We start from the raw sequence: 16,579 nt of genomic DNA on the forward strand, positions 1-16,579 counted from the left end.
ACGGGAACCAGCTAGCCGCGCAGCATCTCCGCGACCAGGAAGGACAGCTCCAGCGACTGCTGGGTGTTGAGCCGCGGGTCGCACGCGGTCTCGTAGCGGCCGCCCAGGTCCGCATCCGAAATGTCTTGGGCGCCACCGAGACACTCGGTGACGTCCTCCCCGGTGAACTCCAGGTGGATGCCGCCGGGGTGGGTGCCCAGTGCGTGATGCACCTCGAAGAAGCCCTGGACCTCGTCGACGATCCGGTCGAAGTGCCGGGTCTTGTGACCGGTGGAGGCTTCGTGGGTGTTGCCGTGCATCGGGTCGCACTGCCAGATCACCTGATGACCGGTGGCCTGCACCTTCTCGATGATGCCCGGAAGCAGGTCACGCACCTTACTGTTGCCCATCCGGCTGATCAGCGTCAGACGCCCCGGAACATTGTGCGGGTCAAGGCGTTCCACGTATTCAACTGCCTGGTCCGGCGTCGTGGTGGGACCGAGCTTGACCCCGATCGGGTTGGCGATCACCTCGGCGAGCGCGATGTGTGCGTGATCGAGCTGGCGGGTCCGCTCCCCGATCCACACGTAGTGCGCCGACAGGTCGTAGAGCTGCGGGGAGCCCGAGATGTCGGCCATCCGCAGCATGGCCCGCTCGTAGTCGAGTACCAGCGCCTCGTGGCTGGCGTAGATCTCGGCGGTCTGCAACTCCCGGTCGGCGACCCCACACGCGCTCATGAACTTCAGGCCGCGGTCGATCTCACCGGCCAGCGCCTCGTAGCGGGCACCCGCCGGCGAGGTGCGGACGAATTCCCTGTTCCAGTCGTGCACCAGCTCCAGCGACGCCAGCCCCGACGACGTCAGCGCCCGCACCAGGTTCATCGCCGCACTGGCGTTGGCGTAGGCCCGCACCAAACGCGACGGGTCGTGTTCACGCGATTCGGCATCCGGGGCCAGGCCGTTGACCATGTCGCCGCGGTAGGACTTCAGCCCCAGCGAGTCGATGTCAGCAGAGCGCGGCTTGGCGTACTGACCGGCGATGCGAGCCATCTTCACCACGGGCATGCTGGCGCCGTAGGTCAGCACCACCGCCATTTGCAGCAGAGTGCGGATGTTGCCCTTGATGTGCGGCTCGGTGTTGTCGGTGAAAGTCTCCGCGCAGTCGCCGCCCTGCAGGAGGAAAGCCTCCCCGCGGGCGACCTGGGCCAGCTGTACCTTGAGCCGCTCGATTTCGGAGGCCACCGTGATCGGCGGAACGCTCTCCAACACGGTCCGCATGGCCTTGGCCTGGTCAGCGGGCCAGCTCGGCTGCTGGACGGCCGGCCGGGCCAGCGCGGCGTCGAGGCGCTCGCGCAGATCCGCGGGCAGCGGCGGCAGCGCCGGCAGCTGGTCGATGGGTACGTCAACGGTCCAGTTCACCCGACCATGGTAGCCGGGCGCCGACCCTGCCTGATCAGGCCAGTTCAGTCCGGGTGATCACCTGGAAACGGCGCAACTGGTCGCGGGCGTCCACCAGCGCATCGTGACTGCCCGTCGACCGCGGTGGCAGCCGCGGCCGGTCCCGGTCTTCCCACAGTTGCCGAAGCTCGTGGGTGAAGCGCGGAATCGGCGCCGGCAGATCGGGCATGGTGCCCCACAACTGGCACAGCACCACGTGGTCATAGGCGCCCACCCACGCCCACAACTCGATCGGATCCCCGCGCTCGACTCCGAAGAACTCCTCCAGATCCGCGCGGATACGGCTACGCGAGCGCCACACCTGGGAAGCCGGCGACGGCAGCTTGGGCAGGACATGGGTACGGACCCACGACCCGGCCCGATCCGGGTCGAATTCGGTCGAGACCGCATAGTATTCGCGCCCGTCCTCGGCGACCACGCCGATCGAGATCAGCTCGATGGTGCGGCCGTCCTCGATGAATTCGGTGTCGTAGAAGTACCTCACTGCCACGGCCTGCCCGGCCGGTGTATCCGGGGAGACGACAGCGGCGCCGAGAAGGGCCGGGTCGGCGCCGAAGCCTCCGAAACCGCCCGGTTGGGCCCCGAGCGACCGGCAACACCCGCGGCGGGCGCCGGCCGGACCGGCGGCCTGCCGATGGGCACCTGCTGCCGGGGGGCCATGAACCGCACCGTCGGGGCGGAGGCCTCCCGCACCTCACGATCGAGCTCGGCGTCGACGGCCCGCTCATCGGGCACCTGCGGCCGGCCCGCGACCGCATCCTGCAACCAGAGCTTGGCCGCGATCACCGGCCGGCGCAGCCGGCGCTCCCGCTCCAGCGCCCGGTGCATCCGCGCCCGATCAGGCAGGTAGCGCCACCGCGCCCAGGGCGCGTGCGGCCGGGACAGCCGCACCGCACCCACCACCAGCAGCGGAACAAAGAACATCCCGATCAACCCGGTCCACACCTTGCCTTTCAACAACACCATCACGCCCAACGGCAACGCCGTCACCAGGCCGATGAACACCCCGGCGCGAATCCACGGCGACGACGTATCGTGCCACGTCCCCACCAAAAACGTCAGCGGGTGGAACCCCAGCACCAACAACCCCGCGACCGCGGCGGCGGCGAACACGGCATCGACCGAAGCGCGCCCGTCCTCCTCCCAGTACACGTCGGACAGGTGCAGGATCAGCGCGTACTCGTCGAGCACCAGCGCCGCCCCGATCCCGAACGCTATCGCCGCCAGGCTGAACGCCGGCTCGTGCGCGTTCGGCCCGGCGGCCACCAGAGTCACTCCGGCGACCATCACCAACAAGACTCCGAAGACGACGTGGTGAATGTGCTTGGAGCCGAAGTGCAGATTGCGGGGCTGCCACCACCGCGGCGGGTCAGGATTTGCGGCCTGGCTGCGGATGTAGCGCACCACGGTGCGGGTTACCAGAAAGGTCACCAGGAAGGCCAGCAAACAGCCGAGCAACGGCAGCCTGCCACGGCCGACGATGTCCTCGCGCAACCATTCCAGCACCTAATGCAACGTACGCCCTCGCGGCACACCACGCCGGGATCGCCACAGGGATGGCTCGGTTTAACGTCGCTACCCGATAGGCTGTGCTGCGACATGACTACATCGCGGCCGCCCGACCCGGGCCGTCGGCACGGGGGCATCAGCGGTTGGGCCGTTTGGTGGATCTTCACGCTGCTGGCGGTTGCAGCCTTGGGCTACACGACGTGGCGGGCGCTGGGCAGCACGCCGTACCACATCGACGTCGACGTCTACCGGATGGCGGCACAGGCCTGGCGTGAAGGCCGGCCGCTCTACGGCCAGGACTGGTTCCAAACCCAGATCGACGGGACGGTTCTGCCGTTCACCTATCCCCCGATCGCCGCGGTGCTGTTCGCTCCGCTCACCTGGGTGTCGCTGGGCACCGCGACCGCCGCGCTGATCGTCCTCTCGACGCTGCTGCTGGTGGTGTCGATCACCATCGTGCTCACCGGTCTGGGGGTCCGCTTCGACGCGCACCCCGACTGCGGGCCGGCCTGGTGGCACCGCGGCGTGGTGGCGACGGCGATCGTGGCGGCGTCGATCTGGCTGGATGCCGAACCGATCTGGGCGAACTTCGACTTCGGTCAGGTCAATGCGGTGCTGATGACGTTGGTGATCGCCGACTGTGTACCGTGGCGCACCTATTGGCCGCGCGGCGCACTGCTGGGTGTGGCGGTGGCGCTGAAGCTGACCCCGGCGGTGTTCCTGCTCTACTTCCTGTTACGTCGGGACAGGCGTGCCGCGGTGACCACCGTGGCGTCGTTCCTGGCGGCGACACTGGTGGGCTTCGTGATGGCCTGGAGTGACTCCTGGCAGTACTGGACGCACACCGTCAGCGATACCGACCGCATCGGCGGGGCGAGCCTGAACACCAACCAGAACCTGGCCGGCGCGCTGGCCCGGCTGCCGCTGAACGACCAGCTGCGCTCGGTGCTGTGGCTGGCGGGGTGCCTGGCGGTGCTGGCGGCGATGTGGTGGGCGGGCCGCCGGGTGCTCCGGGCCGGTGAGCCGATCCTGGCGCTGGTGTGCGTGGCACTGTTCGGGTTGGTGGTGTCGCCGGTGTCGTGGTCACACCACTGGGTGTGGATGCTGCCCGCCGTGGTGGTCACGGCGGTGGTGGCCTACCGGCATCGGGCGGTCGTGCTCGGCGTGCTCGGTGTAGCGGGGGTGGCGCTGATGATGCGCAGTCCGATCGAGTTACTGCCCGAACACCACGAAGCCGGCGCGGCGTGGTGGCGCCAACTGGCCGGGACGTCCTACGTGTGGTGGGCATTGGCCGTGATCATCACGGCCGGCGCCACGCTGCGGCCCGTCCCCCGGACGAGTCCGGATCAGCCCGCCGCGGTCTCCGGAAACCGGGCGACCGGCTGACCCGTTGCCCCGTCCTGTTGTGCGGCACCGTTTTTGACGCTTGCCGCGTAGATGTCGACGTATTCCTGGCCGGACAGCCGCATCAATTCGTAGATCACCTCGTCGGTGACGGCGCGTTCGATGAAACGGTTGTCGGCCATCCCGTCGAAGCGGGAGAAATCCATCGGCTCACCGAAGCGGACGGTGACCCTGCCGAAGCGCAGCATCTTGGTGCCCGGCGGGTTGACCACGTTGGTGCCGACCATGACGACCGGGATCACCGGGACGCCGGTGTGCAGCGCGAGCCGCGCCAGTCCGGTCTTGCCCTTGTACAGCCGGCCGTCGGGTGAGCGGGTGCCCTCGGGGTAGATACCGAGCAACTTGCCCTGCGACAGGATCCGCTGAGCGGTGTTCAGCGCGGCCTGCGCGGCGTCAGAGTCGTTGCGGTCGATGGGAACCTGACCGACGGCGGTGTAGAAGGAGCGGGTGAGCCAGCCCTTGAGTCCCGTGCCGGTGAAGTACTCCGATTTGGCCAAAAAGGTGATCCGCCGGCGCACCACCAAGGGCAGGTAGAAGCTGTCCATGACGGCGAGGTGATTGCTGGCCAGGATGGCCGCACCGTCGTCGGGGATGTTCTCCAGACCCTCGACTTTCGGCCGCCCGATCAGAGCAAGCAGAGGCCCCAAGAAGACGTACTTGGCCAGCCAGTACCACATGGCCCCTCCCTCCTGCCCCGACTAAAGGCGGCCGTGTTCGCGCCAACTTTACCGACCGCGGGTGGCTAGGACCACACGGTGATTCGTCACATCACGAATTCCGCGGAATTCCTCAGCTTTCGGCGTTTCTGGTGTCGGTTTCAATGGTGACCGGAATCGGCTCATAGTTGGGCCGGGCCGGCGGCTGGTCGCCGCCACCCCCTCCGCCGGGCGAGCCGGGGTCCGGCGGACGTGGCGCCCCACCAGCTCCGTCGGGCTCGCCCACCACCGCGCGGATCACCTCATACAGCGCGACGCTGTGCTCGGCGACGATGGTGAGCAGCGGATGTTCTTCCCCGGTGACCAGCGCAGCCAGCGCACACACCGGGCACCACACCTGTTGGCATTTGCCCGGGCCGTCACCCGAGGAGGCCGCCAACAGCGCCGCGGCGCGCACCGCCGGGTCAAGTCGATCCAGGATCGCCTGGGCCAGCTTGCGCAGTTCGGGTCCGAGCTCGCCCAGATCGGGGTGGGCGCCAGCGTTCAACGTCGCACCTCCTCATCGCCAGTCACCGGCCACACGGCCGGATCCGGCCGGAAGCGCACCGTCAGTTCGCTGCCACGCAGCGTTGCGTCCACGACCGTGCACCGCCGCAGCACCGACGCCAACCGAACCCGACGTCGGGTGCCACCTGCACCGATGATCAGATCATCTCCGGATCGCCCCAGGCTCAGCGCACCGGAATCGACCTGGGGTAACTCTAGCCGCAGTCGATACACCGCCCCCAAGCCGGAACCGGACTCCCGGTCGACCACTGGCCGCACCGGACCGGGTGGCGCCGATCCGTCGCGGCGGCGGCTGTTCGCGAGTAGATCGCCCAGCGCTTTAGGGCCGATCGGCTCCCCCGCCAGATGCGGGACCAACACCATCGCCACATCACCGATGGCGCGGTCGACCTCGTCGAGGACACCGCTCTGTTCCCTGATCCGTTCGGCGTACCAGTCGAACGCCGGGTGCGCCGGCAGATTGGTGTAGACGTACGAATCATCCTGCAACAAAATCTGATTGACGATCAGCTCTGCCACCCGGACGCCGGTCAGCGACAGCGCCCCCAAAGTCCGGACGGCTTCGGCGGCCACCACGCGCTCGGCGGTCAGCACCAGGTGCGCAGCGACCGTCGTCTCATCGGTCAGCCGCTCGGCAAGCTGCTCGGCGGCGCTGCTGATTCGCTCGATCAGATCGACCAGTGCGGTCGACCGGGGATCCTCGGTTCCACTGAGCCGACGGTGCCGCGGCCAGGACCGCTCGGCGTAGAGCGCCACCGTCGCCGGCAGCGTCAGCATCCGCATCGCATCGGCGGTGGACGCACAGTCGACGATGACCCGGTCCCAATGCCCGGTGTCTGCCAGTTCGCCCACCTCGTGCAGGCCCAGCACTTCCTGCACACCGGGAAGCGCCGAAAGCTCTTCGGGCGCAACGCTACCCAGGTCAGACTCGGGGAACCGCGCGGCCAGGACCTCGACCACGCCGGCCCACTGCCGCTCGAGCAGGGCCAGCGTGTCCAACGCCAACACGTCCAGGCAGCCACCCCCCATTCCGGCGTCATCGACGTCCACCGTGATGGGGTCCCGGCCGTCACCGGGGGGCACCGGCAGTCCGAGCACGTCGCCCACCGAATGGGCCTGGTCGGTGGAGATCAGCAACACCCGGTCACCAGCGCATGCCAACGAGACCGCGGTCGCCGCCGCACACGTGGACTTGCCTACGCCGCCCTTGCCGACGAACAGACTGATCGCAGGCACGGGAAGCGCTGTCGGCGTTCCTGCCTCAGGCGGCTTCACTCAGCCTCTGCTCGCTTCTTCAGGTCCTTCAGCGCGGTGTCGGTCAGCCGCCGCTCCGCCTTGCGCTTGAGCAGGCCGATCATCGGAATCATCAGATCCACCGACAACTCGTAAAGAACCTCGGTTCCAGATCCCTTGGGCGTCAATCGATATTCGCCGTTGAGCGCCTTCAGTAGCGAACTCGACTGCAACGACCAACGCACCGAGCGACGGTCTGGCGACCAGTCGTAGTCCAGCACCATGGTGTCCTTGAGCACAGCCGCGTCGAGTACCAACCGCGCCACCTTCGGGTAGCCGTCGGCATCGGTCTCGAGCACTTCGGCCTCGGTGTACTCCGAGACCCAGTCGGGGTAGGCGCCGATGTCGGCGATCACCTTCATCACCGTGTCCGGATCCGCCGCGATGTAGATCGTCTGAGCCGTTTTATCAGCCACGTACTTACTTCCCTAACTCGCTAGCGCCTGCCACACCGCCCTCGGCAGAGACGGTACCTGTCCTTTTTCGGAGCCGCTGTGCTGTAGCGCCGGGTCAACTGACAGCGAGCGGAGAGACCCCGACCGGCCGGGAACGCTCGAGGCGGTCCTTGATCTCGAAGGCCATCCGTTTGCCGGCCACCCGGCGACGGTGGTTGAGCTTCGCCAGGTTCAGCCGGGCCAGCTGCCGGCCGGTCACACCGGTGGGTTCGGCGTGCAGGAAGTAGTGCAGCAGCACACCGTCGAGCATCGGCTCCAGCCAGACCTCCATGGTGCCGGTCAGCGGCCCGCCCACCGTCCACCGCATGCCCTTGTCGGCACGATCCTCGACCACCTGCAGCTGCAGGTCGGGCCACCATCGCTGCCAACTCGAACGATCGGCGACAGCCGCCCCGACCTGCTCGCCGGACGCAGCAACGAATGTCTCGTCGGCGACCTGGATACTGTTCATGGCCCGCAAGCGTATCGAACACGCTTGCGCAACCTTCCCCCGCTATCTCTCCCGCGGGCCGACAACCGGTTCGCCGCGCCGGCCACTATCTTTCCCGGTGGGCGTACCGCAACGTGAACACCGTCACGGTCATCATCAGTCGCCGACTAGGCTGATTGGATCGACACCCCGGTTGGCAAGAGAGGTCATCGCAATGCGTGAGTTCAGTGTTCCCGCGCCGTTCACCGTCGAGGAGCACGACAACGTCGCCGCGGTCGTCTTCGAGCACGAGCGCAACAGCCCCGACTTCGCCATCTACCAGCGGTTGGTCGACGGGGCCTGGACCGACGTCACCTGTGCAGAAGCCGCCGCGCAGATCCGCTCGGCCGCGCTGGGCCTGATCAGCCAGGGTGTGGCGGCCGGCGACCGGGTGGTCATCTTCTCGGCGACCCGTTACGAGTGGGCCATCCTGGACTACGCGATCCTGTCCATCGGTGCGGTGACCGTTCCGATCTATGAGACGTCGTCGGCCGAGCAGGTCCGCTGGGTGATGCAGGACTCCAGCGCAGTGGTGGCGTTTGCCGAAACCGACGCCCACGCCCAGATCGTCAACGAACTCGCCGGCGACCTGCCGTCGCTGCGGCGGGTGTTCACCATCGACGGGTCAGGCGCCCCGGCCCTCGACGAACTCGCCGAGGCCGCCGCCGGCCAGGACCCGGCGCAGGTCACCGCGCGCCTCGACGCACTGCGGGCCACCGACCCGGCGACGCTGATCTACACCTCGGGCACCACCGGGCGGCCCAAGGGCTGCGAGCTCACCCACTCCAACCTCATCCACGAGGTCCGCGGCACCCAGGCCGCACTGCCGACCCTGATGACTTCCGGTCAGCGTCTGCTGGTCTTCCTGCCGCTGGCGCACGTGTTGGCGCGCGCCCTGAGCATCGCCGGCTTCGCCAACAAGGTCACGGTCGGATTCACCAGCGACATCAAGAACCTGGTGCCGATGTTCTCAGTGTTCAAGCCGACCGTGGTGGTGTCGGTGCCGCGGGTGTTCGAGAAGGTGTACAACACCGCCGCCCAGAACGCCGCCAACGACGGTAAGGGCCGCATCTTCGAGATGGCGGCCCAGACCGCGGTGGACTGGAGCGAGGCCACCGACCGCGGCGGCCCCGGCCTGTTGCTACGCGTCAAGCACGCCCTGTTCGACAAGCTGGTGTACCACAAACTGCGTACCGCGCTGGGCGGTAACTGCCGGGCCTCGGTCTCCGGTGGCGCGCCGCTGGGCGAGCGGCTGGGCCACTTCTACCGCGGCGTCGGACTGTCCATCTATGAGGGCTACGGGCTGACCGAGACCACTGCCGCCATCACCGTCAACCCGGTCGGCGGCATGAAAGTCGGGACCGTCGGAAAGCTGGTGCCCGGCAACAGTATGCGCATCGCCGAGGACGGTGAGCTGCTGGTGCGCGGTGGCGTGGTATTCAGCGGCTACTGGCAGAACGAGCAGGCCACGGCCGACGCGTTCACCGACGGCTGGTTCCGCACCGGCGACCTGGCCGCCATCGATGACGAGGGCTACCTCAAGATCACCGGTCGCAAGAAGGAGATCATCGTCACCGCCGGCGGCAAGAACGTCGCCCCCGCGGTGCTCGAGGACCAGCTGCGGTCGCACCCGCTGATCAGCCAGGCGATGGTTGTCGGCGACGCCAAGCCGTTCATCGGCGCGCTGATCACCATCGACCCCGAGGCCATCGAGGGCTGGAAGCAGCGCAACAGCAAGGCCAGCAACGCGACCCCGGCGGACCTGGCCACCGACCCGGACCTGATCGCCGAGGTGGACGCGGCCGTCAAGCAGGCCAATCTGTCTGTCTCGCACGCCGAGTCGATCCGCAAGTTCCAGATCCTGCCGGTCGACTTCACCGAGGCCACCGGCGAGCTGACCCCCACCATGAAGGTCAAGCGCAACGTGGTCGCGGAGAAGTTCGCCGACGCGATCGAGGCTATCTACGCCAAGGGCTGACCGAGCGGTTCAGCGAGGCTCGACGAAGGAGAGCCGAAGCTGGGACCGCCGCATGAACCGAGCGGTTCAGGCCTGCAGCAGGTCGGCCATTCGTCCGGCCAGCGTGTTCCAGCGCCAATGTCCCGTCGCCCATTCGCGTCCGGCGGCACCCATCGCTGTGGCCCGGTCGGGGTCGGCGAGCAGTCCGGCGACGGCGTCACCGATCTGTTCCACAGCCCGACCGTCGACCACCAGCCCAGTCCGGTTGTGCAGGACGGTTTCGGGGGCACCGCCGGAATTACCCGCGACCACCGGTACCCCGGCCGCCGACGCCTCCAGGAACACGATGCCCAGGCCTTCCACGTCAAGCCCGGCGCCCCGGGTGCGGCACGGCATCGCGAACACGTCGCCGAGCGAGTAATAGGCCGGCAGCTCGTCGGCCGGCACGCCGCCGGTGAAGATGACCGCATCAGCGACCCCGCACTCGTCAGCGAGCTTGTGCAGCGTCTCGGCGTAGGGGCCGCCACCGACGATCACCAGTGTGGCCTCGCCCACGCGTTTCCGGATCGCCGGTAGCGCCCTGATCAACATGTCCTGGCCCTTGCGGGGAACCAGTCGCGAGACGCACACGACGGTGGGACGCTCCCCCAGCCCATGCCGGGCACGAAGTTCGGCGCGGGCGCCGGGGTCCGGCCGGAACCGGTCGGTGTCCACTCCGGGCGGCAGGTGCTCCAGCGCGGCATCGGGGCCGAACGCCGAGGCGAACCGGCTGCGGGTGTAGTGGCTGACGAAGGTGACGGTGTCGCAGGAGTCGCCGATGCGGCGCAGCACCGATCGGGCCCCCGGCAGCATCGACCAGCCCACCTCGTGCCCGTGGGTGCTGGCCACCACCCGAGAGGCACCGGCGGAGCGCGCCCGGTTGGCCAGTAGCGCCAGCGGCGCGGCCGCACCGAACCAGACGGTCTGTGCGCCCACGTCGGCGATGAGCCGGCGCATCCGGGAGTCGACCGCCAGGCCCGGCAACATCAGCGTGCCGGGATGACGCACTACCTGATAGCCGGCGGATCTCGCGGCGTCGTCGAAGGCCTCGGCGCCCTTCCACTGCGGCGCGTACACCGTAACGTCATGGCGCCCGCTGGCGGAGATGCGGCGCACCAGCTCCTCCAGGTAGCACTGGATGCCGCCGGGGCGCGGCGGAAAATCGTTGGTTACCAGCAGGACCCGGCTCACTGCAGGGATGCTAGCGGGCTGACGATGCGGGCCGCCCGCGGCCCGGGGAGGAAGCGCGCAATCAGGCCTAGCGGGCTGACGATGCGGGCCGCCCGCGGCCCGGGGAGGAAGCGCGCAATCAGGCCCAGCGGGCTGACGATGCGGGCCGTCAACCCCGCCACTGCTGCCACCCGGCGAGCAGCTCGGGCAGATCCACCCCGAGCACCAACTGCACCGCCACCGGCGGCGGCACGTGGCCAGGACCGCACGCGGTCAGATAGAGCTCGCGCAACTTGGCCGTTCCGAAGCGCTCTGCCACGAATCGAGCGAACTCCCAGGCCCGGTCGTAGGCGTTCGCCCGGCGCGGTCCGGGAGCATCCAGGTCGGCATCCGAGGGCAATGCCAGCACCGGTCCTGCCACCCCGATCGCCCGATCCCCGGTGGGTCGTGCGACGAAATCGGCTACCCCCTCGGTGAGCCAGCGCGGCGCGTCGAACGCGGTGTCGGTGCGGGCTGCGTAGTGGAACAGCTCATGGGTCAACACAATTCGCAGTGCCGGGGTACTCATCGCGTCCGCGCCGGGCGCGAAGACGATGCGCTGACCAACTGCTGTCCGACGCTCCGGGTCCACCCGGTCGGCGACCGCGACAGCGGCGACATCCGACCACTGCGCGACATCCGCGCTGTCGTGGCCGGCCAGCTCGACGAACTGCCGATCCGACCCGGTGGCCGTCACCTGGATGCGATGCGACCAGTCGGTGCCCCAGAACGCTTCGACCGCGTCGACGGCAGCTCCGATGTTGGCAGCCACTCGCGACAGCAGTTCTTCGCCGCGCTGTCCGCCCAGGTTCTCCAGAACGACGCTGCGGTCATCGCCGACGACCAGCTGCTCGGTTGCCGGCGGGCGAGCAGCTACCCGCAGCAGCGCGACACCAACGATCAACTCGACAATCAGCAGCGCCGCGAGCAGGCGGCGGATTCCCCGGCGCTCAGTAACGGCGGGCGTTGTGGATCGGGCCGGAAGAGGTCATCGGGACCACCCGGACCGGCTGACCGTAGGTGGACGAGTGGATCATCATGCCGTCGCCGACGTAGATCCCCGAGTGCGACGCGTCCGAGTAGAAGGTCAGTACGTCGCCGGGCTGCAGTTCTGACAGCGATACCGCCTGCCCGCCGTTGGCCTGCGCCTGGCTGGAGTGCGGCAGGTTGATGCCGGCCTGGTGGAACGCCCACATCACCAATCCGGAGCAGTCGAATCCGCCCGGTGCGGCCCCGCCCCAGACATACGGCGTGCCGACCTGGGTCAACGCCGCCTGCACGGCGGTCGCGGCGGCTCCGCCACCGGAGGCGCCCATCGCCACATCCATCGGGGGCGGCGCGTCGGACCCGGGCATCGGGAATCCCGGGAATCCGGGTGCCGGCGGCACACCCTCGGGGCCGGGCTCGCCCGGAACGGCTTCGGGTCCCGCGCCGGGCGCGGCCATCGCCGTGCGCTGCTCGGGCGTCAGTGCGTAGTACTGGGACTTCACCACCGAGATCTGCAGCTGCAGACGGCTTTGGCGGGCCTGCAGCTCCGCGCGCACCGCGGCGGCCTGCTCGGCTGCCGTCCGGGCGTCCTCAGCCGATTGGGCGGACGCCTGCTCAGCCTGATCGGCCTGCTCGCTGGCAACACGGAAACGGTCCAGTTGCACCGACAGGTCGCCGGCAACCACCCGCTGCACACCGAGCTTGTCGATCAGTTGTTGCGGCGACTCGGCGGTCAAGATGGCGTCGGCGCCGCCGACCCGGCCACCCATGTAGGTGGCGGCGGCGAAGCGGTTGACGGCCGCCCGGTAGGTGGACAGCTGGTCCCGGGCCGCATCCAGGGCGGCTTGGTCGGCATGGTGTGCGTTGTCCGCGGCCTGCTGCGCGGCGAGCTTCTCATCGAGATTGAGCTGCGCGGTGTGCATGGCCTCAGTGGTCTGCTCGGCCTGCCGGGACAGTTCGCTGAGCTTCGCCAGGGCGTCGTCGGCGGGGTCTGCGTGGACGTTTCCGACCAATACGCTGCTCAGAGTCGTGACACCGACTACCAAACCGGCTGCGGCGCCGAGGGCAGGGCGCCTCAAAGCACGCAGACGCCACTGCATACGTTCGAGCTCCAAGATTGCATCCTTAACACTGCCCAGGGCGGTACAGGGGGTGTACCGCCGCCGAAACGTAAGGTCTCGAATAGGTTACGGAATGGCAACGTCGTTGTCCATCACGAATTGCCGACTGTAACAGTCAGGATTGTGAAATTTCTAAGGCCACTTATCCGGGTCCGCCCCTGGTCAGGCCACACCCGAGCGACGCGACCGCCCGCGCTCGCCCCGGATCGGGACTAACCGCAATCGCGGCGCCATCCCCGCCTCGGCAAGCACGTCGAGCGCCGCGCGCTCGTCCTCGAGGAGCTCGTTGGGCACACCCAGCAACACGCTGACCACACAGTCCCGGCAGGCCGGTCCGCGCACCGCACAGTCATCGCAGTCGATCACCATCGGATCCGAATCCGACCCGCGCGCGCCGCGGTCATCCGAGTGTCCCGAGATCTGTCCCATGACGATTCCTCTCATCAGTTGCCGGCACGCTAACTCCGGGCACCGACAACCTGTTGGTGATCGTCCTGTTGTCAGTGCGTGCGCCTACGGTTCGGCCATGACCACCGGCGCTGACACCGGGCAGCTGAGCTTCCCGCCTTTCGAAGCCCAGTTCGCAGCCGAATTCGACGCCGCCCCGGCCACCCTGCGCGACACCACGTTCGTGGTGGTGGACCTGGAGACCACCGGCGGCCGGGCCTCGCCAAGAGGGGCCGACGAAGCGGACGCCATCACCGAGATCGGCGCGGTCAAGGTACGGGGCGGAGTGGTCGAGGGCGAGTTCGCCACCCTGATCAACCCGCAGCGCGGCATTCCGCCGCAGATCGTCCGGCTGACCGGGATCACCACCGCCATGGTCTACGAGGCGCCCACGATCGACGCCGTGTTGCCGTCCTTCCTCGAGTTCGCCGGGTTCGACCGCGGCTCGGTGCTGGTCGCCCACAACGCCGGGTTCGACGTGGGGTTTTTGACCGCCGCCGCGCAGCGCTGCGATCTGGCCTGGCCGCGGCCCCCGGTGCTGTGCACGGTGCGGTTGGCACGCCGGGTGCTCAGCCGCGACGAGGCACCCAGTGTCCGGCTTGCCGAGTTGTCCCGACTGTTCGCGGTGAGCACCACCCCCACCCACCGGGCGCTCGACGACGCCCGCGCCACCGTCGACGTCCTGCACGCGCTGATCGAGCGGCTGGGGAATCAGCAGGTCAACACCTACGTCGACCTGCGCGCCTACCTGTCGCACACGACACCGGCTCAGCGCCGCAAGCGCAGCCTGGCCGCCGGGCTGCCGCACCGGCCCGGGGTCTACCTGTTCCGCGGCCCGTCCGACGAAGTGCTCTACATCGGCACCTCCACCAATCTGCGCCGCCGGGTCGCGCAGTATTTCAACGGTTCCGAACGCCGTAGCCGCATCGCCGAGATGGTGGCGCTGGCCACCCGGATCGATCATGTCGAATGCGCGCATCCGTTGGAGGCCGGGGTGCGCGAACTGCGACTGCTGGCCGCGGCGGCTCCGCCCTACAACCGGCGATCGAAGTTTCCCCGCCGGTGGTGGTGGATCACCCTGTCAGGCGAGGCTTTCCCCCGGCTGACCGTGGTGCGCTCGCCACGCCACGACCGGGCCGTCGGTCCGTTCCGTTCGCGAGCTGACGCCGCCGAGACCGCCGCCCTGTTCTCGCGGTTCACCGGACTGCGAACCTGCACAACGCGATTGAGCCGAACCGGTCGGCACCGCTGCCCACCGGCAGAAGTCAGCCCTTGCCCGGCGACGCCGAACACCACCGCAGACGAGTACGCCGAAGCGGTCAGGCGTGCGGTCGCGTTGCTCGACGGCGCCGACAACTCCGCCCTGCGCGCCGCGGTGCAGCAGGTGAACGCGCTGGCTGATCGCGGGCACTACGAAAGTGCGGCACGGCTACGCGACCGCACCGCGGCCGCCATCGATGCGCTGTGGCGCAGTCAACGCGCCCGTGCCCTGGTGGCACTTCCCGAGCTGGTGGCCGCGGCGCCGGATGGCACCGGTGGGTGGCAGCTCGCGGTGATCCGCCACGGCCGGCTGGCTGCCGCGGGGTGCGCTGCGCGCGGTGTCCCGCCGATGCCCGTGGTCGACGCGATCACATTGGGAGCCGAAGCGGTACTGCCCGAGCCGGCGCCGCTGGCCGGGGCACTGGTCGAGGAGACCATGCTCATCGCCCGCTGGCTGGCAGCGCCCGGGGTGCGCATCGTGCGGGTCGACGGGGCCGGCGGTTCAGCGAGGCTCGACGAACCGGCGGGTGAACCCGAGGGGTGGAGCTCGCCGATCGGCTCGGCCGGGCCGTGGATGGCGTGGGCGGCGCTGGCCCGATCGGCGCAGCTGGCCTCAGAGCTGAGCGCCGAAGCGGACCCAGCGAGCCAGCAACTGTTCCGCCGCGCCGCTGTCGATCGCCTCGACCGCGCGCGCCAACCCGTCCTCCCAGGCCGGCAACCACTCAGCGCTGCTGGATAGCCCTGCGTGCGCCACGATCGCGCCGGCCGCGTTGAGCACCACGGCGTCACGCACCGCACCCTTGGTTCCGCCGAGCACCGAACGGGCTTCCTCGGCATTGGCCTGCGCGTCCCCGCCGAGCAGCTCGCCCACCTCCGCCCGGGCGAACCCGAAACCGGCCGGGTCGAACGTCAGCCGTTCGATGGTGCCGGCCTGCACTCGCCAGATGGTGCTGGTCGTGGTGGTGGTCAGTTCGTCGAGGCCGTCATCGCCGTGCACCACCAGCACGCTGGACCGCCGCGCCGCGAACACACCGGCCATCACCTCGGCCAACTCCCGGAATGCGCACCCGATCAGCCCGGCCCGCGGGCGGGCCGGGTTGGTCAGCGGGCCCAGCAGGTTGAACACCGTCGGGACGCCGATCTCGCGCCGCGCCACCGAGGCGTTGCGATACGACGGCTGAAACTGCGGGGCGAAGCAGAAGCCGATGCCGACCTCGGCGACACTGCGCGCCACCTCGTCGGGCCCCAGGTCGATGCGCACCCCCAACGCCTCCAGGGTGTCCGCGCCCCCGGACAGCGAGCTGGCCGACCGGTTGCCGTGTTTGACCACCGGCACTCCGGTGGCAGCCACCACGATCGCCGCCATGGTGGACAGATTCACTGTGTTGGCACCGTCCCCGCCGGTGCCCACCACGTCGACGGTGTCGGTGCCGATCTTGTCGGTGGGCACCTTGCGTCCGTAGGCCAACATCACGTCGGCCAACTCGCCCACCTCGGCGGCGGTGGGGCCCTTCATCTGCATCGCCACCCCGAACGCCGCAATTTGTGCGGAGGTCGCGGCGCCGGACATGACCTGCTCCATCGCCCAGGCCGCCTGGCCCCGAGGCAGGTCGCTGCCGGACGTCAGTCCGCCCAGGACCTGTCGCCACTGCCCTATCTGCGCTTTCGGCTGCACCGCACTACCTGGCTCGACCACGCGCCGATCGTCGCACGCGGCCTCCGTGACACCAAAGCCAACCGGAAACCGGGCCCGAAACAAGCGGAGGACAG

Annotated in this window: 14 protein-coding genes and 2 pseudogenes; 3 read left to right on the forward strand and 13 right to left on the reverse strand. The window is 68.9% G+C overall.

Features of this window, described 5'->3' with window-relative positions; all coding sequences use genetic code 11:
• Positions 1-11 precede the first annotated feature (11 nt).
• From N416_RS0102165 to N416_RS0102175, 3 genes and pseudogenes are all read right to left on the reverse strand, one after another.
• On the reverse strand, positions 12-1,397 hold the full coding sequence (locus N416_RS0102165) for a class II 3-deoxy-7-phosphoheptulonate synthase (protein WP_024440497.1): 1,386 nt from the start codon (positions 1,395-1,397) through the stop codon (positions 12-14).
• Positions 1,398-1,431: 34 nt separating this feature from the next.
• Entirely contained in the window at positions 1,432-1,920 is a 489-nt protein-coding gene (locus tag N416_RS0102170; RefSeq protein ID WP_024440498.1) for a polyadenylate-specific 3'-exoribonuclease AS, read from the reverse strand.
• A gap of 188 nt (positions 1,921-2,108) precedes the next feature.
• Positions 2,109-2,942 (reverse strand): annotated as a pseudogene (locus N416_RS0102175) (hypothetical protein); the annotation flags it as partial.
• Positions 2,943-3,035: 93 nt separating this feature from the next.
• Here N416_RS0102175 and N416_RS0102180 point away from each other — a divergent pair.
• Positions 3,036-4,331, forward strand: a complete 1,296-nt coding sequence (locus tag N416_RS0102180) for a glycosyltransferase 87 family protein (protein WP_024440500.1) — start codon at positions 3,036-3,038, stop codon at positions 4,329-4,331.
• Here the strand turns inward: N416_RS0102180 and N416_RS0102185 are convergent.
• From N416_RS0102185 to N416_RS0102205, 5 genes are all read right to left on the reverse strand, one after another.
• A complete protein-coding gene (locus tag N416_RS0102185) occupies positions 4,292-5,026 on the reverse strand; it encodes a 1-acyl-sn-glycerol-3-phosphate acyltransferase (protein WP_024440501.1) in 735 nt (244 codons plus the stop codon). The genes N416_RS0102180 and N416_RS0102185 overlap by 40 nt on opposite strands.
• A 112-nt stretch (positions 5,027-5,138) precedes the next feature.
• The gene (locus N416_RS0102190) at positions 5,139-5,552 is read right to left on the reverse strand and encodes a hypothetical protein (RefSeq protein WP_024440502.1); all 414 of its coding nucleotides are present in this window, start codon (positions 5,550-5,552) and stop codon (positions 5,139-5,141) included.
• Positions 5,549-6,808: an ArsA family ATPase gene (locus N416_RS0102195; protein ID WP_036457032.1), complete on the reverse strand. Its 1,260-nt coding sequence runs from the start codon at positions 6,806-6,808 to the stop codon at positions 5,549-5,551. Before N416_RS0102195 ends, N416_RS0102190 begins: the two co-directional genes overlap by 4 nt.
• Before the next feature lie 35 nt (positions 6,809-6,843).
• Positions 6,844-7,281, reverse strand: a complete 438-nt coding sequence (locus tag N416_RS0102200) for an SRPBCC family protein (protein ID WP_024440504.1) — start codon at positions 7,279-7,281, stop codon at positions 6,844-6,846.
• Positions 7,282-7,375: 94 nt separating this feature from the next.
• Positions 7,376-7,771: a hypothetical protein gene (locus tag N416_RS0102205; protein ID WP_024440505.1), complete on the reverse strand. Its 396-nt coding sequence runs from the start codon at positions 7,769-7,771 to the stop codon at positions 7,376-7,378.
• Positions 7,772-7,964: 193 nt separating this feature from the next.
• Here N416_RS0102205 and N416_RS0102210 point away from each other — a divergent pair, with 193 nt between their 5' ends.
• Positions 7,965-9,767 carry a long-chain fatty acid--CoA ligase gene (locus N416_RS0102210; RefSeq protein ID WP_024440506.1) on the forward strand — a complete coding sequence of 601 codons (1,803 nt, stop codon included), beginning with the start codon at positions 7,965-7,967 and terminating at the stop codon, positions 9,765-9,767.
• A 66-nt stretch (positions 9,768-9,833) separates the two neighbouring features.
• Here N416_RS0102210 and N416_RS0102215 read toward each other — a convergent pair whose 3' ends face one another.
• The 4 genes from N416_RS0102215 to N416_RS0102235 all read right to left on the reverse strand — a co-directional run bounded on the left by N416_RS0102215 (position 9,834) and on the right by N416_RS0102235 (position 13,531).
• A complete protein-coding gene (locus N416_RS0102215; protein WP_024440507.1) occupies positions 9,834-10,976 on the reverse strand; it encodes a glycosyltransferase family 4 protein in 1,143 nt (380 codons plus the stop codon).
• Positions 10,977-11,124: 148 nt separating this feature from the next.
• The gene (locus tag N416_RS0102225; RefSeq protein WP_369797561.1) at positions 11,125-11,898 is read right to left on the reverse strand and encodes a DUF4157 domain-containing protein; all 774 of its coding nucleotides are present in this window, start codon (positions 11,896-11,898) and stop codon (positions 11,125-11,127) included.
• Positions 11,899-11,944: 46 nt separating this feature from the next.
• Positions 11,945-13,081: a peptidoglycan hydrolase RipC gene (gene ripC, locus N416_RS0102230; RefSeq protein ID WP_081654441.1), complete on the reverse strand. Its 1,137-nt coding sequence runs from the start codon at positions 13,079-13,081 to the stop codon at positions 11,945-11,947.
• A 183-nt stretch (positions 13,082-13,264) separates the two neighbouring features.
• Entirely contained in the window at positions 13,265-13,531 is a 267-nt protein-coding gene (locus N416_RS0102235) for a hypothetical protein (RefSeq protein ID WP_231383961.1), read from the reverse strand.
• Between the two features lie 97 nt (positions 13,532-13,628).
• Between N416_RS0102235 and N416_RS0102240 the strand changes: the two are divergent.
• A pseudogene (locus tag N416_RS0102240) lies at positions 13,629-15,485 on the forward strand (DEDD exonuclease domain-containing protein); the annotation flags it as partial.
• Here the strand turns inward: N416_RS0102240 and trpD are convergent.
• Positions 15,423-16,505: an anthranilate phosphoribosyltransferase gene (gene trpD / locus N416_RS23690; RefSeq protein WP_125078104.1), complete on the reverse strand. Its 1,083-nt coding sequence runs from the start codon at positions 16,503-16,505 to the stop codon at positions 15,423-15,425. The pseudogene N416_RS0102240 and the gene trpD overlap by 63 nt on opposite strands.
• Between the last annotated feature and the right edge of the window lie 74 nt (positions 16,506-16,579).

The sequence above is a fragment of the Mycobacterium sp. UM_WGJ genome (assembly GCF_000455125.1).
GTDB lineage: Bacteria > Actinomycetota > Actinomycetes > Mycobacteriales > Mycobacteriaceae > Mycobacterium.

Excerpts from the sequence above, each read along its gene's own strand:
- N416_RS0102180 (WP_024440500.1), top strand. The coding sequence starts at position 3,036 with ATGACTACATCGCGGCCGCCCGACCCGGGCCGTCGGCACGGGGGCATC.
- N416_RS0102235 (WP_231383961.1), bottom strand. The coding sequence starts at position 13,531 with ATGGGACAGATCTCGGGACACTCGGATGACCGCGGCGCGCGCGGGTCG.
- N416_RS0102185 (WP_024440501.1), bottom strand. The coding sequence starts at position 5,026 with ATGTGGTACTGGCTGGCCAAGTACGTCTTCTTGGGGCCTCTGCTTGCT.
- N416_RS0102210 (WP_024440506.1), top strand. The coding sequence starts at position 7,965 with ATGCGTGAGTTCAGTGTTCCCGCGCCGTTCACCGTCGAGGAGCACGAC.
- ripC (WP_081654441.1), bottom strand. The coding sequence starts at position 13,081 with ATGCAGTGGCGTCTGCGTGCTTTGAGGCGCCCTGCCCTCGGCGCCGCA.
- N416_RS0102205 (WP_024440505.1), bottom strand. The coding sequence starts at position 7,771 with ATGAACAGTATCCAGGTCGCCGACGAGACATTCGTTGCTGCGTCCGGC.